This window comes from Stenotrophomonas sp. NPDC047960 (assembly GCF_043204395.1).
Lineage (GTDB): Bacteria > Pseudomonadota > Gammaproteobacteria > Xanthomonadales > Xanthomonadaceae > Stenotrophomonas.
Map to the genome: position 1 here is coordinate 51,010 of NZ_JBIDBX010000009.1, position 24,653 is coordinate 75,662.

Consider the following 24,653-nt stretch of genomic DNA (forward strand, 5'->3'; position numbering starts at 1 on the left):
CCGCTTGAAAACAGCTTCCGCTGCGCAATCAGAACTTGCCGTAGTAGCCCTCCTTGAGCGCGTCGAACAGGTTCGCGGCGCTGTGCACTTCGCCGTCATACTCGATCTGTTCGTTGCCCTTTACCTCCACAACTGCGCCGTCCTGGAGTTCGAAACGGTAGGTGGTGTTCTCCAGATCGGCTTCCTTGACCAGTACGCCCTGGAACGCGGCGGGGTTGAAGCGGAAGGTGGTGCAGCCCTTCAATCCCTGCGCGTGGGCGTAGCGGTAGATGTCCTTGAACTGATCAAAGGGGTAGTCGGTGGGAACGTTGGCGGTCTTGGAAATGGAGCTGTCCACCCACTTCTGCGCGGCGGCCTGGACGTCAACGTGGGCCTTGGGGGAGATGTCGTCGGCGGCAACGAAGTAGTCCGGCAGGCGGGCGTCATCCCCGTCGGCGAAGGGCATGGCCTGCGGGTTGACGAGGTGCCGGTAGGCCAGCAGCTCGTAGGAAAACACGTCCACCTTTTCCTTGCTCTTGCGCCCCTCGCGGATCACGTTGCGGCTGTAATGGTGGGCAAACGAGGGTTCGATGCCGTTGGAGGCGTTGTTGGCCAGCGACAGGCTGATGGTGCCCGTGGGGGCGATCGAGCTGTGGTGGGTGAAGCGGGCGCCGATCTCGGCCAGTTCCTCCACCAGCTCCGGGGCCACGCTGGCGATGCGCTGCATGTAGCGGCTGTAGCGGGCATGCAGCACCTTGCCCTCGATCTGCTGGCCGGCGCGCCAGCCATCGGTGGCCATTTCCGGGCGCTGCCGCAGCATGGCGGCGGTAACCTCGAAGGTCTCCTGCATGATCGGCGCCGGCCCTTTCTCGCGGGCCAGGCCGAGCCCGGTTTCCCAGCCCGCCACGGCCATCTCGCGCGCGACGGCCTCGGTGAATTCGCAGGCGTCAGGCGCACCATAGGTCATGCGCAACATGGTCAGGGTCGAGCCCAGGCCCAGGAAACCCATGCCGTGCCGACGCTTGCGCAGGATCTCCTGGCGCTGCTGCTCCAGCGGCAGGCCGTTGACCTCCACCACGTTGTCGAGCATGCGGGTGAACACCCGCACCACCTCTTTGTATTCGTCCCAGTCGAACCGGGCCTGGGCGGTGAACGGCTGGCGCACGAAGCGGGTGAGGTTGACCGAGCCGAGCAGGCACGCGCCATACGGGGGCAAGGGCTGTTCGCCGCAGTTATGGGCATGCAGGCCGTTGCCGTCGAAGCAGTGGATGCCGGGTACCTGGACGTCGTAGACGTCTTCCACCCCGTCCGGGACCACGCCTTCAACGGTGGCAAAGAAGCGGCTGCGGTTGAGCGTGCGGCGGTAGGCGGCCAGTGTCCGGGTAAGGCGCGCGGCCTTGTCGGTGTCGGCGAACCCGATCAGCGCGTCGTAGCGGGCTACGCCTTCGCCGCTGATCACCAGTTCGTACTGCGCCAGCGTGGGGTAGGCACGCTGGCCACCGCGACCATCGGGCAGCACCGAACGCCCTGCTTCGCGGCGCGCATGGAGGGTGCTGGGGATGCCCAGCCGCAGCAGCATGCGCTGCACTGCCTCCAGCCGCGGTCGATCAGACTGCGCCAATCGGACCGATACGCCCTTGCTCTGGTTGCCCTGCACACTGCCGTCGGCGTCGAACAGGCCGCGCAGGAAGCCACGGCAGGCATCGCTGGAGAGCTTTTCCAGCGCCGGGGTGATCGGTTGGTCGCCCGGGGACATGCCCAGCTGCTTGGCAAGATCGCGCAATGCGGCTGACTTCAGGCGCCATTCGCTTCGACCGCCCACCTCGGACCACCCGCTGAAATCGGCACGGTGCGGCAGCGTCTTCGCGCAGCGCAGCGCTTCGTCCATCAGCGCGCGCACCCCCGCCGCCGGTGACGCCTGCACACCATTGGCCACCGCTACCTGGCTCCACACCGAGAGCACGGCCCCTTCTTCATTGAGCGCGCCGTCGCCAACCAGAAGCCCCAGCAGGTAACCCTGCTCATGCGCCAGCGCGCCCGGCCAGTGCGGCGCAGCACGATGGTCCTGCAGCAGCACCTCATCCCCCGCCTGCAGCTGGCCCGCCTCGCACCATTCGCTCTGCACCTGCCAGCGGGTGCGGGAGGTTACCCGGCGAACCCGATGGTCCGCAGTCATCCGCAGCCGATGGCCTTCGCGGGTCTGCAGGGCGAGCACCGGCTTGCGCGCCGTGCGGAAGAATCCGGCATCGGTAGTAGCATGGTCCTGCCCCTCCACGCGCACGTGGAACCCCTGCCCGACCAGCTCCGCTACCTGGCGCGGCCCGGCGGCGGTGTGCACCCAGGTATCGGCGGTGACGCAGGGATTGGTGGCGCGGATGTCCTCGCACCACCAGGTGTTGTTCATTTCGTTGACCCGGTCGATCAGGATGAAGCCGGGTTCGGCGTAATCGTAGGTGGACACCATGATCATGTCCCACAGGTGCCGGGCGCGGATCTGGCCGTAGATGCGGCAGGCGACCAGGCCGTCCTCGCGGACCACGTAGTCGCGGTGGGTGGGCCATTCGCGCCACTGCACGGCGGCCGCATCGGCCAGGTCGAACTCGCCGGCTTCGTGCCGGCTCAGCGGGAACACCAGCGGCCACTCGGCGTCATTGTCCACGGCCTGCATGAAGCCATCGGTGATCAGCAGCGACAGGTTGAACTGGCGCAGCCGGCCGTCTTCGCGCTTGGCCCGGATGAAATCGCGCACATCCGGATGCGAGACGTCGAAGGTGCCCATCTGCGCGCCACGTCGGCCACCGGCCGAGGAGATGGTGAAACACATCTTGTCGAAGATATCCATGAAGGACATCGGGCCGGAGGTGTGCGCGCCCGCCCCGGCCACGAACGCGCCACGCGGGCGCAGCGTACTGAACTCATAGCCGATGCCGCAGCCGGCCTTGAGGGTGAGCCCGGCTTCGTGGACCTTGCCCAAGATGCCGTCCATCGAATCTTCGAGCGTGCCGGAGACCGTGCAGTTGATGGTGCTGGTGGCCGGCTTGTGCGCCTGCGCGCCGGCATTGGAAATGATGCGGCCGGCAGGAATGGCGCCACGGCGCAGCGCCCAGGTGAAACGCTCACGCCAGTGCCGGCGCTTGTCCTCGGTGAGTTCGGCATCGGCCAGCGCGTGCGCCACGCGCAGGTAGGTGGCGTCGATGTCGGCATCCAGCGCTTGGCCCTGCTTGGTCTTGAGCCGGTACTTCTTGTCCCAGATATCCTCCGAGGCTGGCTGCAGCGGTACTTCGCCGGTGGCCAGCTCCGGGGGAACAACGTCCGTTTGCAACGTGCGCATTCGAGGCAGGCTCCATCGCGTGGTCACCGGGTGTGCCCACTGGCGAACCCAACGCCTTGGGGCACTCTGGGTCGGGGGCGCAACATCTAGTGGCCGACCTGGTTCCAGCTTACGCCGGCACGGGGGCGTGTCAACGGCACCGAAGGTCGCAGGCGCGGTGGCGGCCGGGGTCGATTTCATCGCCGGTTTAGCCGCCAGCGGACAGACTCGTTCAGCTTGATTTACCGTATACGTGTTTTCCAGCCCACCGGACTCCCATGCGACCGCTCCCGACCCTGCTTACGCTAGCGCTTGCCGCCGCCTTCGGAGGCTTTGTCGCTTCCGCCATCAACGCCCATCTGGACAATCGTGCCGAAGCGGCACCGGCCACGCTGGCAATTCCCGCCACGGCCGCGCTGCCTGCTTCAGTAGCCGGGCAGCCGGTGCCATCGCTGGCGCCGATGCTGGACCGGGTGATGCCAGCGGTGGTGAGCGTCAATACCAAACAGGTGGTACGGGTACGCAACCCCTACTTCAACGACCCGTTCTTCCGCCGCCTGTTCCCGGAAGTGCCGCAGGAGCGGATCAACGAGTCGCTCGGCTCGGGCGTCATCATCGATGCGGCTGAAGGCCTGGTGCTGACCAACCACCATGTGATCGAGAACGCCGACGATGTGCAGGTGACGCTGTCGGACGGGCGCACGGTCAAGGCCGAGTTCCTCGGTTCTGACCGCGACACCGACGTGGCGCTGATCCGCATTCCGGCCGACAAGCTCACCGCGCTGCCGCTGGGCGACAGTGCGCAGCTGCGCGTGGGCGACTTCGTAGTGGCCATCGGCAACCCGTTCGGCTTCAGCCAGACAGTCACCTCGGGCATCGTCTCGGCGGTTGGCCGTACCGGCATCCGCGGGCTGGGCTACCAGAACTTCATCCAGACCGATGCCTCGATCAACCCGGGCAACTCCGGCGGTGCGCTGGTCAACCTGCAAGGCCAGCTGGTGGGCATCAACACCGCGAGCTTCAACCCGCAGGGCAGCATGGCCGGCAACATCGGGCTGGGCCTGGCCATACCGACCAACCTTGCACGCGATGTGGTGGACCAGCTGATCAAGCACGGCGTGGTGGTGCGCGGCACGCTGGGCATCGAAGCGCAGAACCTCACCCAGGCCCTGGCGCAGAACCTGGGGCTGAGCGAAGCACGCGGCGCGCTTGTCACCCGCGTGCTGGCAGGTTCGGGGGCCGCGGCCGCCGGCCTGAAGCCGGGCGACGTGGTGGTGGCGGCCAACGGCCAACGGGTCGACGGCGCGGTGGCGCTGCACAACGTGGAGGGCCTGCAGCCGGTAGGCAGCGCGCTGACGCTGGACGTGCGCCGCGATGGCAAGCCGCTGCAGCTCAAGGCCACGTTGAAGGAACAGCCACGTGCCGTGGCCGGCGAATCGCTGGACCCGCGACTGAGCGGCGCCACCTTCGTCGATCTGCCCGAGACGTTGCGCCAGGCCGGCAGCAGCGGGGTCATGGTCAGCGACGTCAAGCGCGGCAGCCGCGCAGCCAATTCAGGCCTGGCCGCCGGCGACCTGATCATCCAGGCCAGCGTGGGTGAATTCGCCGACCTGGCCAGCTGGCGCGCCAACTTCCAGCAGCGCCCGCAGCAACTGGTGCTGCGCGTGGTACGCGGCAATGCGCGTGGCGAGCTGGAAATGCGATGAATCCTTCAGGGGGTCGTAACGTGCCTTACACCCCCCCGGTGCTATTACCTTCAGTTCGCTTCGACCGGCATGGCCTGCGGTCACCCCCATCGCCTACAACGGAGATACACGATGAGCCCCACCAATACCGAGAACCTCAAGGAACACCTGGGTGAAGCCGGTTCGCACCTGAAGTCGGCCGCGACCGCTGCCGGCGGTGCGATCAAGGGCGCCACCGGCGCAGCCACCGACGAACTGCGTATCGGCAAGGCCAATGTCAAGGCCGAACTTTCCGATACCGCGCTGTCCGGCCTGGCCGCTGCTGAATTCGGCGGCGCCGCTGCGAAAGAGCAGGTTGATGCGCTGATGGACAAGGGCAAGGACCTGGTCGACAGCGCCGCCGAGCTGATCCGCGAGCGCCCGCTGGCCTCGTTCGGCGTGGCATTTGCCGCCGGCTGGATCATCGCCAAGCTTGCCCGCAGCGGCGACAAGTAAGTCGGCGTGAGCGATCAAGCACAGTCGACGCCCGACGGTGGAGCGGCAACGCCTCCACCCGATGGCGATGCCGGCCAGCGCGCGCCGCGCCTGGATGAAAGCATCCGCGAGGTGGGCCAGGCCGGCCGCGCGACGGTGGATTCGGCCAAGCACACGCTGCGTTCGCTGCGTCGCCTGGCATCGTTCGAATTCGCGCTGGCACGCAGTGCCTTCGGCCGCGCATTGGCGTGGAGCGGGGTTGCAATCGTATTCGGCGCGTCGGCCTGGCTGCTGCTTGCCGGTACGCTGATCGCGCTGATGCAGCGATGGGGTCTGTCCTGGTTCCATTCGCTGCTGATCACTTCGGTGGTGAGCCTGGCGATGACCGGCTATGCGATCTGGCGGGTGTCGTTCTTCTTCCGCCACACCGGCATGCATGCCACGCGCCGCCAGTTGTCGAGGCTGGGCCTGTTCGATGAGCCCAGCGACGACGATCCTGAGGGCCAGATGGACGTCAGGGAGCGTGCGCCATGAAATTCGAAGCCCTGCGCCACCGGGTCAAGCGTGCCGAACAGGTAGTGTCCATCCGGGTCGATGAAACCCAGTGCAGCTGGTTCACCCTCAGCCAGGCATGGCGCGCGGGCTGGACGCCGCTGCGCATCATCAGCGTCGGCTTGGCTGGCGGTTTCCTGGCCGGCAAGCTGGAGCCGGGCAAGACCCGTTTTCATGGTGCCCGCTGGCTGCAGATGATCGGTTCGGTGTCCAACCTGCTGGCCAGCGCCCAGGCGGCGTTTGCCTCGATGCAGGCCAGTGAAGCGGCCGATACGGCAGAGCAGGCGGCGGACAAGGTGGATGAAGCTGTCGCTCCTGCGCCGGCTGCAGCAGCGGTTCGGGCTTCGGCTCCGGCGGCTGCGCCGCGTGCGCGGGTGACCGCCACCCAGGAATCGGCCCAGCCGCAGCCGCAGCCGGCCGAAGCAGCGACCGACGTTTCCGAACGATGACGCGTCGCCCCACCAAGCGTGGGGCGCTACCGAATCCACGTAACCGGCGGTGACCGGTTTTCCAACACGCAGCACGCACCCGGGTTGCCCAATAATGCGTTTCCTCTCCAGCGTGCGACCTGCATGAGCGTTCCTGCACCCTCTTCCGCCGACGCTCCCCTGCCGGTAGCGGTTCCGCCGCCGCCGCGCCCGCGTGCGCCGATGTCGCTGGTGGTGCTGGCCACGCTTGCAGTCGCGTTCACCCTGTGGGCCGCGCAGGAAATCATCCTGCCGGTACTGCTGGCGATGTTCTTCGCGCTGGTCGGCAATCCCATCCTGCGCCTGCTTGGCCGCCTGTGGATTCCGCGCTTCCTGGCGGCGGTGCTGGTGATCGGGGTCGGCCTGAGCGGGACGGCCGCGCTGGGCGTTCAACTGGTCGGCCCGGCAATGGAATGGGCACAGGAAGCCCCGCAACAGCTGCGCAAGGTGGCCCGACAGGTGCAGAACCTGACCAAGCCGGTGCAGCAGGCCAACCAGGCAGCGGAAAACTTCGCGCGCGTGGCCGGCGGCGAAGGCAGCCGCAGGGTGCAGGTGGTACGCACCCAGCTGGATGACCCGTACAAAGTGCTGACCCGGGCGCCACGCCTGGCCGCTTCCGTGCTGGCGGTGGTGCTGCTGACCCTGTTCTTCATGATCTACGGGCAGAACCTGCAGAAGCACGCCATTGCGCTGTTCCCCAGCCGGCAGCAGCAGCGGTTCACCACCGACATCCTGCGCTCGATCGAACGCGAGGTGTCGCGTTACGTGTTGACCATCACCGTGATCAACGCGCTGGTGGGGCTGATCTTCTCGGGCGTGCTGTTGCTGCTGGGCATCAGCCTGCAGGAAGCGCTGCTGTGGGGCACGGTGGCGGCGCTGCTGAATTTCGCGCCGTACGTGGGGCCGCTGATCGGGGTGACGCTGATGCTGCTGATGGGCTTTGTGGAGTTCAGCGATCCGTTCAAGGCGCTGCTGCCAGCGGCCTGCTACCTCGCCCTGCACACCATTGAGGGCCAGGTGGTGACCCCGATCGTGCTGGGCCGGCAGATGGCGATTTCGCCGCTGATCCTGATCCTGGCGCTCATGGTATTCGGCTGGCTGTGGGGCATGGTGGGGTTGCTGCTCTCGGTCCCCCTGCTGGTCTGCATCAAGCTGGTACTGGCGCGCCTGGACGGCACCCAGGGCTGGGCGAAACTGTTGGAGTAGAATGGGCGGGTGAATTTTCCCGTCCTAGCCATCACCCTCGACCTCGACGACACCCTGTGGCCGTTCGCCCCCATCGGCGCCCGCATCGACCAGGTGCTGTACGAGTGGATGCTCCAGCACAGCCCGGCCACCGCCGCGATGTACCCGGTGGCGGCGATGCGCGAACTGCGCGAGCGCTCCTTCCGCGACAACCCGCAGCTGCACCATGACCTGAGCGCCCTGCGCCGGCTCACCCTGCGCGAGGCGCTGGAAAACAGCGGGGCCGACCTGGCCCTGCTGGAACCGGCCTACGAGGCGTTTTATGCCGCGCGTAACCAGGTGGAGTTCTACCCCGATGCGCTGGACGCGCTGGCCCGCATTGCCGCCCGGGTGCCGGTGGCCGCGCTCAGTAACGGCAACGCCGACCTGGCCCGGATCGGGCTGGACCACCACTTCGCCTTCCAGCTGGGTTCGCGCGAACACGGCGCGGCCAAGCCGGCCGCCAGCATTTTCCACGCCGCCTGCGAACGCCTGGGCGTAGCGCCGGCGCAGGTGCTGCACGTCGGCGACCATGTCGAAATGGATGTGGTTGGCGCAATGCAGGCTGGCCTGCGCGGCTGCTGGATCAACCGCGTTGAACACACCTGGCATCACCCCTCACTGCAGCCCGACCTGCAGTTCGACACCCTGACCGGCCTGGCCGACTGGCTTGATGCGTATGCATCGGCACAGACCGCCTGACCCCGAACGGAGCACGACCCCGCATGACCCAGATCAACGGCTTCACCACCGATTCGGCCAAGGCCCTGCCGCTGCACGTGATGGAGCGCGAACAGTTCGCGGCATGGCGCGGGCAGCAGAGCCCGGCCCTGGTTGCCTGGCTGGATGCGCAGCACTTCAATGGCAGCGGTGGCAGCGTGGTGCTGCTGCCGGGCGAACATGGCCTGGCCGGCGCCATCGTCGGCGTAGGTGACCCGGGGGACGCCTATGCCTACGCGCATGCCCCGTTCGCGCTGCCTGAAGGCAGCGTGTGGCAGCTGGCCGACGCGCTGCCGGCCGATGTGGTAACCCTTCTGCATCTTGGCTGGGGCCTGGGCAGCTACCGCTTCGCGCGCTACCGCAAGCCCAACCGCGCCCCGGCGCAGCTGGTGGCCACCCCGTCTGCCGAAGTGCGCGATGTGATCACCGCCAGCCTGCGCGTGCGCGACTGGGTGAACACGCCCACCGAGGACATGGGCCCGCAGCAGCTGGAAGACGCCGCCCGCGAACTGGCCGCCGCCCATGGTGGCCAGTGCGAGGTGATCACTGGTGATGCGCTGCTGGAGCAGAATTTCCCGGCCATCCACGCAGTGGGCCGCGCCTCGCACCGGGCGCCGCGCCTGATCGCGCTGCGCTGGGGCCAGGCCGGTCGCCCGCACGTGGCGCTGGTGGGCAAGGGTGTGTGCTTCGATACCGGCGGGCTGGACATCAAGCCGGCCGACGGCATGCGCAACATGAAGAAGGACATGGGCGGCGCCGCGCACGCGCTGGCGCTGGCCGGGCTGATCATGGCCCAGGAGCTGCCGGTGCAGCTGACCCTGCTGATTGCGGCGGTGGAAAATGCGATCGGCCCGGATGCGTTCCGCCCGGGCGAAGTGATCGCCACCCGCAAGGGCCTGAGCATCGAAATCGACAACACCGATGCCGAAGGCCGGCTGGTGCTGTGCGATGCGCTGACCTACGCCAGCGAACAGCAGCCGGAGATCGTGCTGGACTTCGCCACGCTCACCGGTGCGGCGCGCATCGCGCTCGGCCCGGACCTGCCGGCGCTGTTCAGCAACAACGACACTTTGGCGCAGCAGTGGCTGCAGGCCGGCGAAACCACCCGCGACCCGGTCTGGCGCATGCCGCTGTGGCGCCCGTACCTGCGTTACCTGCACAGCGGCATTGCCGACCTGGCCAACGCCGGGTCGCGCATGGCCGGTTCGGTGACCGCCGCGCTGTACCTGGAACGGTTCATCGCCGAAGGCCAGGCCTGGGCGCACCTGGACGTATACGCCTGGAATGACGGCGAACGGCCGGGCCGCCCGGCCGGTGGCGAGGCCCTCGCGTTGCGCTCGGCGTGGTCGATGCTGAAAACGCGATACGCGTAAGCAGGACCCCCACAGATCCCCGCCCCGGCGGGGATCTTTCATTGAATCTTGTCGAAAATGTGAATATCCGGGCGACCGGGGTTCTGACACCATGGCCGCACCCACCCCCTCACGTTCGAGAAGGCAGGTAACGGCCCATGTCGCTCTTCCGCTATACCCGCGCCGGCCGTGAGCCGGATGCCCCGCGCCCGCCGCATTCACCGCTGCTGTGGATCGCACTGATTGCGCTGATTGCCGGCGTGCTGATCCTGGCCTTCGCCTGGCTGGCCGGCTGGCTGGGCCGCGACCGCCCCACGGTGCAGACCTTCACCGATACCATCGAAGCCACCGGCGCCAACCATCCCGGCTTCCGCCGCGCACACAGCAAGGGTGCGTGCGTGAGCGGCACCTTCCAGGGCACGCCGGGCGGCGCGGCACTGAGTTCGGCGCGGGTGTTCCGGCAGCAGCAGGTGCCGGTGCTGGGCCGCCTCTCGATCGGCGGCGGCGATCCGCACGGGGCCGATGCCAATGCGCGCGTTCGCAGCATGGCGCTGCAGCTGGTCAGCGACGACGGCCAGGAATGGCGCACGGCGATGAACAGCTTCCCGTTCTTCGCCGTGCCCACCACAGAGGCGTTCCTGGAACAGACCCGTGCCGGCATTCCAGACCCGGCCACCGGCAAACCGGACCCGGCCAAGATGGCGGCCATCGCGGCAAAGTATCCGTCCGCGCGCGCCTTCGGCGAATGGGCCAAAACCGCGCCGTGGTCCACCAGCTGGGCCAACACCACCTACAACGGGGTCAACAGCTTCCGCTTCACGAATGCCGACGGCCACACCGAAGTGGTGCGCTGGAGCATGCGCCCGCTGGCACCGTTCGAAGCCATGGACGCGGCGCAGCGCAAGGCGGCCAGCCTGGATTACCTCAGCGATGAGTTCCAGCAGCGCTTGGCCAAGGGGCCGGTGCAGTGGGAGATGTGGGCCACGCTTGCCGCGGCGGGCGACGCGGTGAACGATCCCTCGATTCCGTGGCCCGAAGACCGCCGCCAGGTGAAGCTGGGCACGCTGACCCTGAACGCCCTGCAGCCGCAGGCCGGCGGCGCCTGCAACAACCTCAACTTCGATCCGCTGATCCTGCCCAGCGGTATTGCCGGCACCGATGACCCGATCCTGGCCGCGCGTTCGGCGGTGTATTCCGAATCGTTCAACCGCCGCGAGCGCGAAGTGGCCAGTGGCAAGGAGAAGGCACGATGAGCCGTGATGCCGGGCATTTCAACCTCACCGCACGGGTGCTGCACTGGCTGATGGCGGTGCTGATCCTGACCATGTTGTTCGTGGGTGTGACCATGGTGGCCTCGCTGCACTGGCGGCCGATGCTGGTGGACCTGCACCGGCCGCTGGGCATTGCAATCCTGCTGTTGGCAGTGGTGCGGCTGATCAACCGGTTGCGGCACCGGCCGCCACCGCTGCCGGCCGATCTGCCGGCCTGGCAGGCCGCTGCGGCGCACGCTTCGCACTGGGTGTTGTACGGGTTGATGCTGGCCATGCCGCTGGTCGGCTGGGCGATGCTGTCGGCCGGCGGTTACCCGATCCAGATGTGGAAGGGGGTATTGCTGCCGCCGATCCTGCCGCACGACGTGGCGTTGTACGCCGCGCTGCGCAGCGCGCACAGCCTGCTGGCCTATGTGTTGTTCGCCACGGTGGTGCTGCACCTTAGCGCAGCGTTGTTCCACCTGTGGGTGCGGCGCGATGGGGTGTTCCAGGCGATGGCGAAGGGGCGGGACGGGTAACGTCACACGACCAACGGTCGTGTGCTACCCGGGTGATTGAAGGCACCGTGGGTGCCTACAACCACCCTTTCTGCCGGGCCAGGCGGTAGGCTTCGATTCGGTTGGCAACGCCCAGCTTGCCTATGCATTCGGAGAGGTAGTTGCGCACCGTGCCGTGCGACAACCCCAGCTGCGTGGCGATCTCGCTGGCCGAGCGGCCATCGCCGGACAGGCGCAACACCTGGCGTTCGCGGTCGTTGAGCGGGTCGGCCTGCGACCACGCATCGACCGCCAGCTGCGGGTCGATGGCACGGCCGCCGTGCTGTACCTGGCGCAATGCATCGGCCAGCTTCTCCGCCGGTGCGTCCTTGAGCAGGTAGCCGCACACGCCGGCATCCAGCGCGCGGCGCAGGAAGCCCGAGCGCGCGAAGGTCGTCACAATCACCACCTTGATGGGCAACCCATGGCGCGCGATGCGCTGCGCCAGCTCCAGGCCGGACAACCCCGGCATTTCGATATCGGTGACCAGGATGTCCGGCTGCAGCTGCTGCAGCATCCGCCAGGCCGCCTCACCGTCAGCGGCGGCACCCAGCACCTCGATATCCGGCTCCAGCCCAAGCAGCGCCGACAGCGCGCCGCGCACCATCGCCTGGTCTTCGGCCAATACGATGCGGATCATGGCAGTGCCTCATGGGTCAGCGGGGTCGCACTCATGGCCGTGGCTACTGCGGCCGTCTTGGCCGGTAGCGGCACCCGCACCGCCAGCGTGGTGCCCTGCCCGCGCGGGGAGTGCACCTGCAGCGTGCCGCGCAGCGCGGCCACGCGTTCGCGCATGCCGGTGAGGCCATTGCCATCGGCCTGCACATCGCCACGCCCGTCATCGCGGATCTGCAGGCTCAGGCTGCGTCCGTCCTGGGCGAACTCGACCCAGGCCTGGTGCGCATCTGCATGCCGCACGATGTTGGTGGCTGCTTCGCGCAGCACCAGCGCCAGCCCACGCTCGATCTCCACCGGCATCGGCGGCGGCGGGCTGTAGTGGAGGTGTACGTGCTGGCATTCCAGCAGTAGCCGCGCAGCCGCCAGTTCCGCAGCGAGATCGCTGGCGCGGATGCCGGTCACGGCGCTGCGCACTTCAGACAGTGCCTGCCGCGCGATGGCCTCGGCTTCGGTTACCTCCAGCCGCGCACGCTCGGGATCGCGGTCGAACAGCTTGCGCGACAGCTCCAGCTTCAGGGTGATCAGCGAAAGCGTGTGGCCGAGCAGGTCGTGCAGGTCGCGGCCGATGCGTTCGCGCTCTGCCGTGGCGGCCAGCCGCCGCACCTCGTCCTGGGACAGCTGCAGCGCCGCGTCGCGATCCTTGTTGGTGCTTTCCACATTGATGATGACGCCGATGATGAACGCCATCGACGGAATCCACACCACCAGCTGCCAGTGGTAGCCCACCCAGAGTGCGGTGGCCACGAAGGCAGCGTTGAGCACCACCAGCTGGGCGAGGTAGCGCCACGCGCTGCCGGTGCGGCACACCCGCAGCGTGACGCAGCCGAAGATGAAATAGCTGATGCCTGACGGGTACCACGGCAGCAGCGCCAGGCCCATGGCCACCATGGCCAGCGCGTAACGCGGTGCGTCCCGGCGCGGCGACAGCAGCTGGCGGGCATACAGCGCCAGGAACACCGGGTAGGTCAGCAGGGTCAGCCACAGCCACGTCAGGGTGTAGCCACCACCGAACATCGGGGTGAGGAACACCCAGCCGGTCCACAACAGATGCACCGCATCGGACCAGGCCGGCTTGCCGGCGCGCAGGTTGTCGGCAACGGCCGAATCCGGGGCGGGCTGCAGAAGGGTGGAGAGCCGGCGGTGCGTCATGGTGGGTTCCCGGTGGTTGGGGCGAGGCGCGATCATGGCATCTTCCTGGCGGGGTGCGGCATGGCCATACGATCCCTTGTCGGCAATGACACTTCCAGTACGCCGCATCACCCCAGGCAGGTGACAGCTGTCACTGCCCGGAACCCAGTCCTGCAGGCATCCTGTGCCCCAGCCAGTCCCGTCCCGGTTTGCCCGCCACTCCCGTTGCGGTCACACTCGGCCCGATTCCACGTCCAGACTCACGATGAACGCATCCGCTGAACTGCTCAAGGAACTCCGCATCGACCGCAGGAAGGCCGCCGCCCCGCCGCCTTCGTCGCCACGCCGTGGCCTGTGGATCGTGCTCGCCATCGTCGCCCTGCTGATCCTGGCTGGCGTCGCCTGGCTCATGTTCGGCCGTGAACGGCCGATCGAGGTGACCACCGCACCGGTGGTGGCCATCCAGCAGGGCACCGCCAGCAGCTCGGTGCTCGACGCCAGCGGCTACGTGGTGGCCCGGCGCATGGCCACGGTGTCGGCCAAGATCACCGGCAAGGTCCGTGAAGTGATGATCGAAGAAGGCATGCGGGTCGAAGAAGGCCAGGTCATGGCCACCCTCGACCCGATCGATGCCAACGCCCAGCGCAGTCTGTCGGCCGCCCAGCTGGAAGCAGCACGCAGCCAGTTGGCCGGCCTGCAGGCGCAGGTGGCCCAGGCCGAAGCCGAAGCCGCGCGCCTGCAGACGCTGGTCGGCCAGCAGCTGGTCTCGCGTTCCCAGTTCGACCAAGCCATCGCCCAGCGCGACAGCCTGCGCGCGCAGCTGCGCACCGCCCAGCGCAACACACAGGTGGCCGGCGACGCGCTGGCCATTGCCGACCTGGGCGTGGACAACAACATCGTGCGCGCGCCGTTCTCCGGCGTGGTCACCGCCAAGGCGGCGCAGCCGGGCGAGATCGTATCGCCGCTGTCGGCCGGTGGCGGCTTCACCCGTACCGGTATCGGCACCATCGTGGACATGGACTCGCTGGAAATCGAAGTGGACGTGGGTGAGGCCTTCATCGGCCGCGTGCAGCCGAAGATGCCGGTCGAGGCCACGCTCAATGCCTACCCGGAGTGGAAGATCCCCGCCGAGGTGATCGCCATCATCCCCACCGCCGACCGCGGCAAGGCAACGGTCAAGGTGCGCGTGGCACTGAAGAGCAGGGATCCGCGCATCGTGCCCGAGATGGGCGTGCGGGTGAGCTTCCTGGAAGCGGCCGCGCCAGCCCAGGCGCAAGCGCCCAAAGGCGTGCGCGTGCCCGCAGCGGCACTGGTCGAGCGCGACCAGAAGACCGTGGCGTTCGTGGTGGGCGATGACAAGCGCGTGCAGCAGGTGCCGGTGACAGTGGGCGTGGCGCTCAACAACGACCGCCAGGTCACCGCCGGTCTCAGCGCCGGCCAGCAGGTGGTGAGCAACCCGCCGCCGGAACTGCGCGATGGCAGCGCGGTAGTGGAAAAGCAGACGCAGTAAGCAAGGCGGCGCCGCGACCGGGTCGCGAGCCGACGAAGTGCGATTCCCGTGCCGGCCCGGCGCGCATGCGCGCGGCTGCCCGCATGGTTTCTTCTTCCCCTGATTCACGGAGAACCGCTCATGTCCACCCTGGTTTCGCTCCGCAACATCACCAAGACCTACCAGCGCGGCCCCGAAAAGGTGCAGGTGCTGCACGGGATCGATCTGGACATCCAGCGCGGCGACTTCGTCGCCCTGATGGGCCCGTCCGGCTCGGGCAAGACCACCCTGCTCAACCTGATCGGCGGGCTCGATACGCCGAGCGGCGGTGAGATCGAGATCGAAGGCGAGCGCATCGACCGCATGTCCGGCGGACAGCTCTCCACCTGGCGCAGCCACCATGTCGGCTTCGTGTTCCAGTTCTACAACCTGATGCCGATGCTCACCGCGCAGAAGAACGTGGAACTGCCATTGCTGCTTACCCACCTTGGGGCGGCGCAGCGCAAGCGCAATGCCGAAATCGCGCTCACCTTGGTCGGCCTGGCCGACCGCCGCAGCCACCGCCCCAATGAGCTGTCCGGCGGCCAGCAGCAGCGCGTGGCGATTGCCCGGGCGATCGTGTCCGACCCGACGTTCCTGATCTGCGATGAGCCGACCGGCGACCTCGACCGCGCCTCGGCCGAGGAAATCCTGGTGCTGCTGCAGCAGCTCAACCGCGAGCACGGCAAGACCATCATCATGGTCACCCACGACCCCAAGGCCGCCGAGTACGCCACCCATACCGTGCACCTGGACAAGGGTGAGCTTGCACAGGCACCTGCGGCCCACTGACGGAGGTCACTGCGATGAAATACTTCTCGCTCATATGGGCGCAGCTGTTCCGCAGCAAGACGCGGACCCTGCTGACCCTGCTTTCGGTGGTGGCCGCGTTCCTGCTGTTTGGCATGCTCGATTCGGTGCGCGTGGCATTCAGCTCGGGCGGCAGCGTGGAAGGGGCCAACCGCCTGATCGTGGCCTCGCGCCTGTCCATCACCCAATCGCTGCCGACCCGGCTGGAGCCGCAGGTGCGGCAGGTCCCCGGGGTAAAGGACGTCACCTACGGCATGTGGTTCGGCGGCATCTACCAGGACCCGAAGAACTTCTTCGCCAACTTCTCGGTGGCGCCGAACTACTTCGAGGTGTACCGCGAACTGCAGCTGCCACCCGAACAGCTCAAAGCCTTCCAGGACACCCGGACCGGTGCGGTGGTGGGCGAAACGCTGGCCAAGGAATTTGGCTGGAAGATCGGCGACACCATTCCGCTGCAGGCCACCATCTTCCCGCGCGGCGGCAGCAACGACTGGCCGCTGCAGCTGGTGGGCATCTTCCGCTCCAAGGACCGGACGCTGGCGGCCAACGAAGAACGCCAGCTGATGATGAACTGGAAGTACTTCGACGAAAGCAACGACTACATCAAGAACCAGGTGAGCTGGTTCACGGTCACCCTGGACAACCCGGACCACTCCTCGCGGGTGGCCCAGGCCATCGACGCGATCTCGGCCAATTCGGACCATGAAACCAAGACCCAGACCGAATCGGCGTTCCAGCAGGCCTTCGTCAAACAGTTCGCCGACATCGGGCTGATCGTCACCTCGATCATGGGCGCGGTGTTCTTCACCCTGCTGCTGCTCACCGGCAACACCATGGCCCAGGCCGTGCGCGAGCGCGTGCCCGAACTGGCCACGCTGAAGACACTCGGCTTCAAGGACAGCACGGTGCTGACGTTGGTGATGATCGAATCGGTACTGCTGATCGGGCTGGGCGGCGCCATCGGCATGGGCCTGGCCGCTTCCATCCTGCCGGTGCTGGCGCCGAAGACACAGGGTCTGTTGCCACCGCACGTACCCACCCAGACCTGGTTGATGGGGGTGGGGCTGATCCTGCTGATTGGTGTGGTGGTTGGCCTGCTGCCGGCGCTGCGCGCCAAGCGGCTGAAGATCGTCGATGCCCTGGCGGGCCGCTGAGGAGAACCGACATGAAAAAGCAATGGTTGAGCAATCTGTTGTCGGTGCTGCTGCTGGCGGTGATGCTGGCGGTGTGGATCATCCTGCCCTGGCCGGGCGTGCTGGCAGTAGTCGTGGCCGTAGGGCTGTGGCTGCTGTTGACCCGCAGCGGGCGGCTCGCACTGGCGGCCACGCGCATTGGCGTGGCCAGCCTGCCGCAGCGCTGGGGCGCGTCCTCGGTGGTGGTGGTGGGCATTGCGGGCGTGGTCGGCGTGCTGGTGGCGATGCTGGCCATGGGCCAGGGCTTCCAGGCCACGCTCAACAGCACTGGCGATGACTCCACGGCGATCGTGCTGCGCGGCGGTTCACAGGCCGAAACCAATTCGGTGATTACCCGCGACCAGGTACCGCTGTTGTCCACCCTGCCCGGCGTGGCCAAGGATGCGCAGGGCAAGCCGATGATCTCCCCGGAGCTGTCGCAGGTGGTCAACCTGGTCTCCAGGGGCGATGGTACCGACGTCAACGCGCAGTTCCGTGGCGTGGGCGAAATGGCGTGGGCGGTGCACGACAAGGTGAAGGTCACCGAGGGCCGCCCGTTCAAACCCGGCCTGCGTGAAATCGTGGTCGGCAAGGGCGCACAGGGTCAGTTCCGTGGGCTGGAAGTGGGCAAGTCGCTCACGCTGGGCAACCAGCAGTGGACCGTGGTGGGTGTCTTCAATTCCGGCGATGCGCACGACTCGGAGCTGTGGACCGATGCTGAGACGCTGGCCAACACCTACCAGCGCAGTGCATGGCAGTCGATCAGCGTGCGCACCGATGGCAAAGCCGGGTTCGACCAGTTCAAGGCAGGCGTCGCTGCCGACCCGCGCCTGAAGCTGGATGTGGAAACCACGCGTGCGTACTACGCCAAGCAGGGCGGCGGGCTGAATACCCTGATCAAGGTGCTCGGCACGGTGATCGGCGCGATCATGGCGGTTGGTGCGGTGTTTGGCGCACTCAACACCATGTATGCGGCGGTGGCCACCCGCGCGCGTGAGATCGCGACGATGCGCGCCATCGGGTTCCGTGGGTTGCCGGTGGTCACCGCGATCATGCTGGAGACCATGCTGCTGGCACTGATCGGCGGCTTGCTGGGCGGACTGGTGGCGTGGGCCATCTTCAACGGCTACAGCGTGTCCACCATCGGCAGCAACTTCAGCCAGGTGGTGTTCCAGTTCAAGGTCTCGCCCGAGCTGCTCTGGAGTGGGCTGAAGTGGGCGCTGGGAATCGGGCTGGTGGGTGGGCTGTTCCCCGCGCTGCGTGCGGCGCGGTTGCCGATCACTACCGCATTGCGGGAAACCTGAAGCATCGAACTCCCGTGCCCCCCGAGGGGGCACGGGAGATGGATCATTCCGCCCGGCACTCAATCGTTCCAGCGATCCGGGCACACAGGTATGCGACGGTAGAGGTACCGTACGCAGGCGTCCCGATGACTTTTACGCCCGCCCAGCCGGCCCGCTGCACGAAGTACGGCGCCAGCGCTCGTTCGTACGGCAGCCTGCGCGCGCTGCCGTCGGGATACAGGAAGTCGTCCGCTTTTTCCTGGATCATCCAGTTCCAGTCCCTCGAGTTCAGATACTCCCACTGGCGGGTCTCGTAATCGAAGTAGAATTCGACGTAGCCGAGCGAGGACGTCAGGATCTTCAGCTGCGCGATCAACGGCGTCGCCCCGTAGGACTGCGATTCGAAGCGCAGGATGCGGCCGTGCTCGGCATCTGCGTTCAGGAAGGCGTAGCGGCTTGAGCGGCTGAGCATGCGCCGCACGATCTCACGCGCTTCCTCGCGCCTGGGATTGAGATCGGAGACATGGTGCCCCCACAGCAGGGTGTCGCTCTGCGGTTGTTCCATCATCACATGCGGCGATCCGGGCGGCTGCAGCGACACGGTTCCCCACTGGTCCACGAAATCGCCCCGGGTCACGTTGTAGAGCTTCATCAGCGCGTTGTACTGCGTGCGTATCCACGGCTCCGGCACGAAATGCGTGGCTACCAGCTCCCCGCCCTCGTTGGTGACGTGGAATCCCTGGATGTTGGTCTCGCTTGAGCCCTGGTAAACATAGTGCGAGCCGACCCCGAGCGAGCGCGCCTTGGCGTACATCTCGGCACTCGTACACATGTAACACGGCTGCGCGACGGGATCTTCCACTGACGCCATGGCCTGATAAGGCAACGCGGCCAACAGCAACCACGACAACTTCTTCATCATCTGCTCCCTGATTGCCCGCACACGCGGGTCATGGCAGTTCAGCAGTCGGCACTCCACGTGGATATCGGAACGGTTGGAATGTGGGCGTGTTGAACGCGCCATTTGGAATGATGTAGTCGGAATTGCCGAACTCTGGTGGTGCGCGTTGCCACGCAGGGCGTGGCAAGACGGGGATTGCATTGGTAGAGCCACGCCCTGCGTGGCTGAATTACGACAGGTTCGTACCGCGGATTGTCGTTGTGCAAGTTACGTCAGCGCACCAAAGCGGTGCCCACCGCATTCTGGAACGACCATCAACCCCACGATGTGACGTGGCTCAATGGAATCGGACAACCCACCTCATTCTTGTCCGAAATTTCCGCCATTTCATTGCGATCAACACCTCCTACCGCTACTTTCGCCGCCTCACAGCAAGCCAAGCATCGCGGCCTGATGCGACAGGCACCAGATCAGGAGAAGAGAGCCGTGCGGGTCGACGATTGGAGAAAGGGACTTCGTGTGGGCCTCCGTATCCGCTTGGATGGACTACTCCTCGCCGCTGCATACGCGATCACGTGCTACGCCGTTCGCCACGTTTCAATTGATCAGCTGTTCTTTCCTGCAGGTATTCGAGTCGCCGCTCTCCTTCTAGTCCCGCCACGACTCTGGGCCTATCTCATCCTCGGCGAGTACGCGTACTACGCGATACTTCGATTTCCCTTGATTGATGATTACGGGCTTGCGTGGTTCACGCTGGCCTCTGCCTACCAGATGCCGGTAGTCGCCTTGTTCGTGCACCTGCACCGTCGCCTCATCGTTGCGGGGAACGAGGCATGGCTACTCTCTTTGGCAGCGCTATCGTCGGTCGTGCTTGGCATGACCAACATTCTGCTGATGCAACTCTTGTGGCCTCCGCATCTTGTGGAGGGTACGGCTGCAGCGGTACTGAAGCTGTCTGTTGGCCATTACGTTGCCATACTTACCGTGGCGCCACTGGCGTTGATGCTATCCGGGCGCGCGGGTCCAGTCGCATGGTCGTCGTGGAAGCGCCTGCCGTCGGTGGGAGCGCTCGCGTTGCTGTTGATTCTTGGATACGTGAGCACACGGATCCCGGATGCCGACTCGGGCTTCAAGGGTGGCCTCCAACTACTGATGACAGCACCGGTAATCGTGTTGACCTGCATCCATGGCTGGCACGGCGCGGCCATTGGCGTGCCTTTGCTGAACCTGATTGTTCACCTCGCCACACCCGTTACTGGCCTTCCGGGCTCGTTTGATCCGGCCACGTTCAAGACACAGCAGAGCCTTTCTGTCGTGTCCACCGCACTGTTCGCGCTGGGCGCCATCGCAGGCCACTATCGACATCGGTTCGATCTGTCCCAGCAGAATCAGATCGAGGCACTGAGCTTGGCCAAGGCCTCGCACCTGGCAAGCGAGCAGGAACTGCGGGCGCGGGCGCTTCGGATGCGGCAGATCGGCGAGAACATCGACCTCTCGTTGAGTCAGATGGTCGACTGGCTTAACGGACAAGGCCATCGCCAGTTCGCTGGCGCAGTGCTCCGGGCGTCGATGGTGAGCTCGAGGCAGTTCCGTGAGCAAACCAGCATGGTGTATCCCACCTCTCTCGAACATGTTGGGCTTTACCTGGCGATTCAGATAGGTGGTATCAGCCAGGAGTGGGAGTCAACAAAACGGGTGTGCCGCCCCCATCTTTCCGGCGATCCTTGCGCACTCAGTACGGGCCTGCAACTGGCGGCATATCGAACAATTGCCGATGCCGTTTCCCTGTTGCTGGAGCAAGAGAAGGGACAGGTGCAGGTGCGTGCCAGGTGCGGCGGGGCCCAGGGACTCCATGGAATAGTGATCACTGTAGGTATTCTGGATGCTGGCCCTGTGCTGGCGGCAAGAACCGTTCAGATGGCGACCGAGCGGTTGGCGTCGAGAACGCTGACCTACGGCGGCAAACTTCAAATGTGCGGTAACCGGGTCCGTGTGTTGATGACTGAGGTGCCGAAGGGAGTGTCAGCGGAATCCCGGGCTACCGTTTTGACATGCCGTACGTCGCACTGTCGAGCCAGCCGCTCGTAGACAGGTCGCGCAGCCACGCAGGGCGTGGCTCTACGATTGCCACATCCCACGTAGTGCCACGCCCTGCGTGGCAACGCAAATCCCGGCTGATCGACCACCCCCGGGGGTAGAGCCACGCCCTGCGTGGCTTCTGGATGTCAGGCCCGTCCAGCAGCCCGCGAACGCCACGAGCTGTCGCCAATGAACAGCAGCAGCCCGGTCCAGATCGCGGCGAAGCCAATCGCCTTGGCGGTGTCGAACGGTTCGCGGAAGAAGAACACGCCCAGCAGCAGGCCCAGGCTGGGGGCGATGTACTGCAGGATGCCCACCAGCGAGAGGGGAATGCGCTTCACGCCATAGGCAAAGCCAATCAGCGGCAGTGCGGTCACCGCGCCACCCAGGATCAGCAGCAGGTCGTTGCGCCAGCCCCAGCCGCTCAAGAACGCGCCACCGTGGCCGTTTTCGCTCCACAGCGCGAAGCCGATGGCCGGCAGGAACAGGTACAGGCTTTCGATGCCCAACCCCGCCACCGGGTCCACCGAGATCATCTTGCGCAGCAGGCCATACAGCCCGAACGAGCAGGCCAGCCCCAGCGCGATCCACGGCGGGGTGCCGGCGTCGACGGTCAGCCACGCCACGCCGAGCGCGGCGCACCCCACGGCCAGCCACTGCAGGCCGCGCAGGCGCTCCTTGAGCACCACCACCCCCAGCACCACGCTCACCAGCGGGTTGATGAAGTAGCCCAGGCTGGTTTCGATGACGTGGCCGGCGTTGATCGCCCAGATATACAGGCCCCAGTTGAAGGCGATGGCCATGCTGCTCAGCGCCAGGGTGGGCAGCGCGCGCGGCTGGGCGGCAATCTGCTTCCACCAGCCGGTGCCGCTGCTCAGCAGCAGCCAGGCCACCACCAGCACCGTGCTCCAGATGATGCGGTGGGCGATGATCTGCTGCGACGGCACCGCCTTGAGCAGGTGCCAGTAGACCGGCACCAGCCCCCACAGGGTGAAGGTGAAGGCGGTGATGGCCAGGCCACGGCGCTGTTCCTGCAGGGGCGTCCGTTCCACAGCGCTCATTTGCGGCGGGTCCGTGCCAGGGTCAGCACCAGCACGCCGGCCAGGATCACGCCCATGGCCAGCAGGTCGTGCGGGCCGAAATGCTCGTGGCCGATCAGCGCACCCAGCAGCACGGCGATCACCGGGTTCACGTAGGCGTAGCTGGCGGCCAGCGCCGGGCGCACGTTCTGCAGCAGCCACACGTAGGCGGTGAAGGCCACGATGGAACCGAACATGCACAGGTAGGTCACCGCCAGCAGCCCATTGATCGTCGGCCAGGTGGTGGGGCGCTCGCCGGTGGCCAGACCGAGGGCGACCAGCATCACGCCGCCGCACAGCATCTGCCCGGCCGCGGTCATGAACGGGCTCGGCAGGTCCAGGCTGCGCGCCCAGACCGAGCCGAAGGCCCAGCCGATCGGGGCGATCAGCAGCAGTACCAGACCCTGCGGCGAGGCGGTGAGGCTGCTGCCGGCATTGAGCCAGACCACGCCCAGGAAGCCGATGGCGATGCCCAGCCACTCGCCGCGGGTGGCGTGCTGGCCGCGCACGGCCCCGAACAGCGCCATCCACAGCGGCACCGAAGCCACGGCGGTAGCCGCCAGGCCGGAAGAAACGGTGCGCTCGGCCAGCACTACCATGCCGTTGCCCAGCACCAGCATGGTCAGGCCCATGATGCCCAGGTTGCGCCATTGCCGGCCGGTGGGTGCGGGCATGCCGCGCCAGCGCAGCACCGCGTACATCAGGGTGCCGGCGATGATGAAGCGGGCCCCGGATACGGTGGTCAGGGGCAGCGCGCCGCCTTCCAGCGCCAGCCGGATGCCCAGATAGGTGGACCCCCACACCACGTACACCAGCAGCAGGGCCAGGACGACCAGGCCGCTGCGGGGAGCGGCCTGCGGGGTTGCGGGGGAGACGGCCATACGCGACCAGCAGGCGGGGGAGAGGGGATTCTAGGCCTTTGCCAGCGGCCCGGCATGCCCGGTGGTGGCACGCTGTCGTGCTGGACCTAGTCACATGGTGCAATGCCCACCGATCATCACGTGGAGTAAGGTAAAAACCAGCATTGCCATTGCTCCACCGTGAGGACCGTTTCCCAGCATGAGCACTTCCACCCTTCCAGCCGCGCCCGCCAATGACAAGGCCGCGCTGAAACGCTCGATCTCCAACACCCTGAAAGGCTCGGCGGGCAATCTCGTCGAGTGGTATGACGTCTACGTCTACTCGGTGTTCGCGGTCTATTTCGAATCCCAGTTCTTCTCGGCTGCGGACAAGAACTCCACCATCTATGTGTGGGCGATCTTCGCCGCCACCTTCCTGATGCGTCCGATCGGCGCCTGGTACTTTGGCCGCTTCGCCGACCGGTACGGCCGCCGCCTGGCGCTGACCGTGTCGGTGACGATGATGGCCGCCTGTTCGTTCCTGATCGCGTTGACCCCCACCGCCTCCACCATTGGTGGCTGGGCGGCGCTGATCCTGCTGTTCGCGCGCCTGCTGCAGGGCTTCGCCACCGGTGGGGAGTACGGCACCAGCGCCACCTACATGTCCGAAGCGGCCATCCCCGGCCGGCGCGGTTTCCTGTCCTCGTTCCACTACGTCACCCTGGTGGGTGGCCACGTGCTGGCGCAGCTGACCCTGTTCACCATGCTGATGTTCTGGGACAAGCCGGAAATCTCCGCGTGGGGCTGGCGGATCGCGTTCGGCATCGGCGGCCTGGCGGCCATCGTCGTGTTCTGGCTGCGTCGCTCGATGGATGAATCGCTGGGTGAAGACTCCATCGAAGCCGCCCGCGAGGGCCGTGCCAAGGCATCGGGCTCGATGTACGAGCTGTTCGTGCACCAGTGGCGTCCGTTGCTGCTGTGCTTCCTGATCACCGCCGGTGGCACCGTGGCCTTCTACACCTACTCGGTGAACGGCCCGAAGATGATCCAGAGCGCGTTTGCCGGCACCGATGTGATGACCGGAACGCTGATCAACCTGGGCGTGCTGACCTTCCTGATGGTGCTGCAGCCGATTGGCGGCTGGCTGTCGGATATCGTGGGCCGCAAGAGCCTGCTGGTGTTCTTCGGCGTCGGCGGCGTGCTGTACAGCTGGTACCTGGTGACCGAACTGCCGAACCAGCATGACCCGCTGATTGCGTTCCTCACCCTGGCGCTGGGCTTTGTGATCCTCACCGGCTACACCTCGATCAACGCAGTGGTGAAGGCCGAGCTGTTCCCGACCCACGTGCGTGCACTGGGCGTGGGCTTCGGCTACGCGCTGGCCAACTCGCTGTTCGGCGGTACCGCCCCGCTGCTGTACCAGGGCGCCCTGAAGACCGATCGGGTGGGCGACTTCGCCATCTATGTCACCGCGATCATCGCGGTATCGCTGGTGGTGTATGTGTTCTTCCTGAAGAACAAGGGCGCCAACTACCTGGATGGCACCCGGAAGTAACGGCGGCAATGGATCTCGGGGATCACGACCA

The 24,653-nt window shown here is 66.5% G+C and carries 21 protein-coding genes; 15 read left to right on the top strand and 6 right to left on the bottom strand.

Annotation, left to right across the window (positions count from 1 at the left end; translation table 11 throughout):
• Positions 1-28 precede the first annotated feature (28 nt).
• Positions 29-3,310: an LAGLIDADG family homing endonuclease gene (locus ACGFZ3_RS18065; RefSeq protein ID WP_392924397.1), complete on the bottom strand. Its 3,282-nt coding sequence runs from the start codon at positions 3,308-3,310 to the stop codon at positions 29-31.
• Between the two features lie 257 nt (positions 3,311-3,567).
• On the opposite strand from ACGFZ3_RS18065, the gene ACGFZ3_RS18070 reads away from it, so the two are divergent.
• From ACGFZ3_RS18070 to ACGFZ3_RS18110, 9 genes are all read left to right on the top strand, one after another.
• Positions 3,568-4,995, top strand: coding sequence for a Do family serine endopeptidase (locus tag ACGFZ3_RS18070; protein ID WP_392924400.1), 1,428 nt, complete (start codon positions 3,568-3,570; stop codon positions 4,993-4,995).
• A 111-nt stretch (positions 4,996-5,106) separates the two neighbouring features.
• Entirely contained in the window at positions 5,107-5,469 is a 363-nt protein-coding gene (locus tag ACGFZ3_RS18075; RefSeq protein ID WP_068848632.1) for a hypothetical protein, read from the top strand.
• A 6-nt stretch (positions 5,470-5,475) separates the two neighbouring features.
• Complete coding sequence (locus tag ACGFZ3_RS18080; protein WP_392924403.1) at positions 5,476-5,982, top strand: phage holin family protein; 507 nt, start codon at positions 5,476-5,478, stop codon at positions 5,980-5,982.
• A complete protein-coding gene (locus ACGFZ3_RS18085; protein WP_392924406.1) occupies positions 5,979-6,449 on the top strand; it encodes a protein sip-5 in 471 nt (156 codons plus the stop codon). Before ACGFZ3_RS18080 ends, ACGFZ3_RS18085 begins: the two co-directional genes overlap by 4 nt.
• 123 nt (positions 6,450-6,572) lie before the next feature.
• Positions 6,573-7,673 (top strand): AI-2E family transporter, encoded by a 1,101-nt coding sequence (locus ACGFZ3_RS18090; protein ID WP_392924409.1) that lies wholly within the window; start codon positions 6,573-6,575, stop codon positions 7,671-7,673.
• A gap of 9 nt (positions 7,674-7,682) precedes the next feature.
• The gene (locus ACGFZ3_RS18095) at positions 7,683-8,393 is read left to right on the top strand and encodes an HAD family hydrolase (protein ID WP_392924417.1); all 711 of its coding nucleotides are present in this window, start codon (positions 7,683-7,685) and stop codon (positions 8,391-8,393) included.
• Positions 8,394-8,416: 23 nt separating this feature from the next.
• The gene (locus ACGFZ3_RS18100) at positions 8,417-9,784 is read left to right on the top strand and encodes a leucyl aminopeptidase family protein (protein WP_392924420.1); all 1,368 of its coding nucleotides are present in this window, start codon (positions 8,417-8,419) and stop codon (positions 9,782-9,784) included.
• Between the two features lie 137 nt (positions 9,785-9,921).
• Complete coding sequence (locus ACGFZ3_RS18105) at positions 9,922-11,016, top strand: catalase family peroxidase (protein ID WP_392924423.1); 1,095 nt, start codon at positions 9,922-9,924, stop codon at positions 11,014-11,016.
• Positions 11,013-11,552 (top strand): cytochrome b, encoded by a 540-nt coding sequence (locus ACGFZ3_RS18110; RefSeq protein ID WP_392924425.1) that lies wholly within the window; start codon positions 11,013-11,015, stop codon positions 11,550-11,552. The genes ACGFZ3_RS18105 and ACGFZ3_RS18110 overlap by 4 nt, the downstream gene beginning before the upstream one ends.
• 55 nt (positions 11,553-11,607) lie before the next feature.
• Here ACGFZ3_RS18110 and ACGFZ3_RS18115 read toward each other — a convergent pair whose 3' ends face one another.
• Complete coding sequence (locus ACGFZ3_RS18115) at positions 11,608-12,210, bottom strand: response regulator (protein ID WP_392924428.1); 603 nt, start codon at positions 12,208-12,210, stop codon at positions 11,608-11,610.
• Positions 12,207-13,433 carry a sensor histidine kinase gene (locus ACGFZ3_RS18120; RefSeq protein WP_392924431.1) on the bottom strand — a complete coding sequence of 409 codons (1,227 nt, stop codon included), beginning with the start codon at positions 13,431-13,433 and terminating at the stop codon, positions 12,207-12,209. Before ACGFZ3_RS18120 ends, ACGFZ3_RS18115 begins: the two co-directional genes overlap by 4 nt.
• 208 nt (positions 13,434-13,641) lie before the next feature.
• Between ACGFZ3_RS18120 and ACGFZ3_RS18125 the strand changes: the two genes are divergently transcribed.
• The 4 genes from ACGFZ3_RS18125 to ACGFZ3_RS18140 all read left to right on the top strand — a co-directional run bounded on the left by ACGFZ3_RS18125 (position 13,642) and on the right by ACGFZ3_RS18140 (position 18,190).
• Entirely contained in the window at positions 13,642-14,886 is a 1,245-nt protein-coding gene (locus tag ACGFZ3_RS18125; RefSeq protein ID WP_392924434.1) for an efflux RND transporter periplasmic adaptor subunit, read from the top strand.
• A 120-nt stretch (positions 14,887-15,006) separates the two neighbouring features.
• Entirely contained in the window at positions 15,007-15,696 is a 690-nt protein-coding gene (locus ACGFZ3_RS18130; protein WP_392924436.1) for an ABC transporter ATP-binding protein, read from the top strand.
• Between the two features lie 14 nt (positions 15,697-15,710).
• Positions 15,711-16,868, top strand: coding sequence for an ABC transporter permease (locus tag ACGFZ3_RS18135; protein ID WP_392924439.1), 1,158 nt, complete (start codon positions 15,711-15,713; stop codon positions 16,866-16,868).
• 11 nt (positions 16,869-16,879) lie between these two features.
• Positions 16,880-18,190: an ABC transporter permease gene (locus ACGFZ3_RS18140; RefSeq protein ID WP_392924442.1), complete on the top strand. Its 1,311-nt coding sequence runs from the start codon at positions 16,880-16,882 to the stop codon at positions 18,188-18,190.
• Positions 18,191-18,233: 43 nt separating this feature from the next.
• Here ACGFZ3_RS18140 and ACGFZ3_RS18145 read toward each other — a convergent pair whose 3' ends face one another.
• Positions 18,234-19,088, bottom strand: coding sequence for a hypothetical protein (locus ACGFZ3_RS18145; protein ID WP_392924445.1), 855 nt, complete (start codon positions 19,086-19,088; stop codon positions 18,234-18,236).
• A 270-nt stretch (positions 19,089-19,358) separates the two neighbouring features.
• Between ACGFZ3_RS18145 and ACGFZ3_RS18150 the strand changes: the two genes are divergently transcribed.
• Entirely contained in the window at positions 19,359-21,158 is a 1,800-nt protein-coding gene (locus tag ACGFZ3_RS18150) for a hypothetical protein (RefSeq protein WP_392924448.1), read from the top strand.
• A 137-nt stretch (positions 21,159-21,295) separates the two neighbouring features.
• On the opposite strand, the gene rarD is transcribed toward ACGFZ3_RS18150, so the two are convergent.
• Both rarD and yedA read right to left on the bottom strand, forming a co-directional pair.
• Positions 21,296-22,210, bottom strand: coding sequence for an EamA family transporter RarD (gene rarD, locus ACGFZ3_RS18155; protein ID WP_392924450.1), 915 nt, complete (start codon positions 22,208-22,210; stop codon positions 21,296-21,298).
• On the bottom strand, positions 22,207-23,109 hold the full coding sequence (gene yedA / locus ACGFZ3_RS18160; protein ID WP_392924453.1) for a drug/metabolite exporter YedA: 903 nt from the start codon (positions 23,107-23,109) through the stop codon (positions 22,207-22,209). The genes rarD and yedA overlap by 4 nt, the downstream gene beginning before the upstream one ends.
• Positions 23,110-23,287: 178 nt before the next feature.
• On the opposite strand from yedA, the gene ACGFZ3_RS18165 reads away from it, so the two are divergent.
• On the top strand, positions 23,288-24,622 hold the full coding sequence (locus ACGFZ3_RS18165) for an MFS transporter (RefSeq protein ID WP_392924456.1): 1,335 nt from the start codon (positions 23,288-23,290) through the stop codon (positions 24,620-24,622).
• The last annotated feature ends 31 nt before the right edge of the window (positions 24,623-24,653 follow it).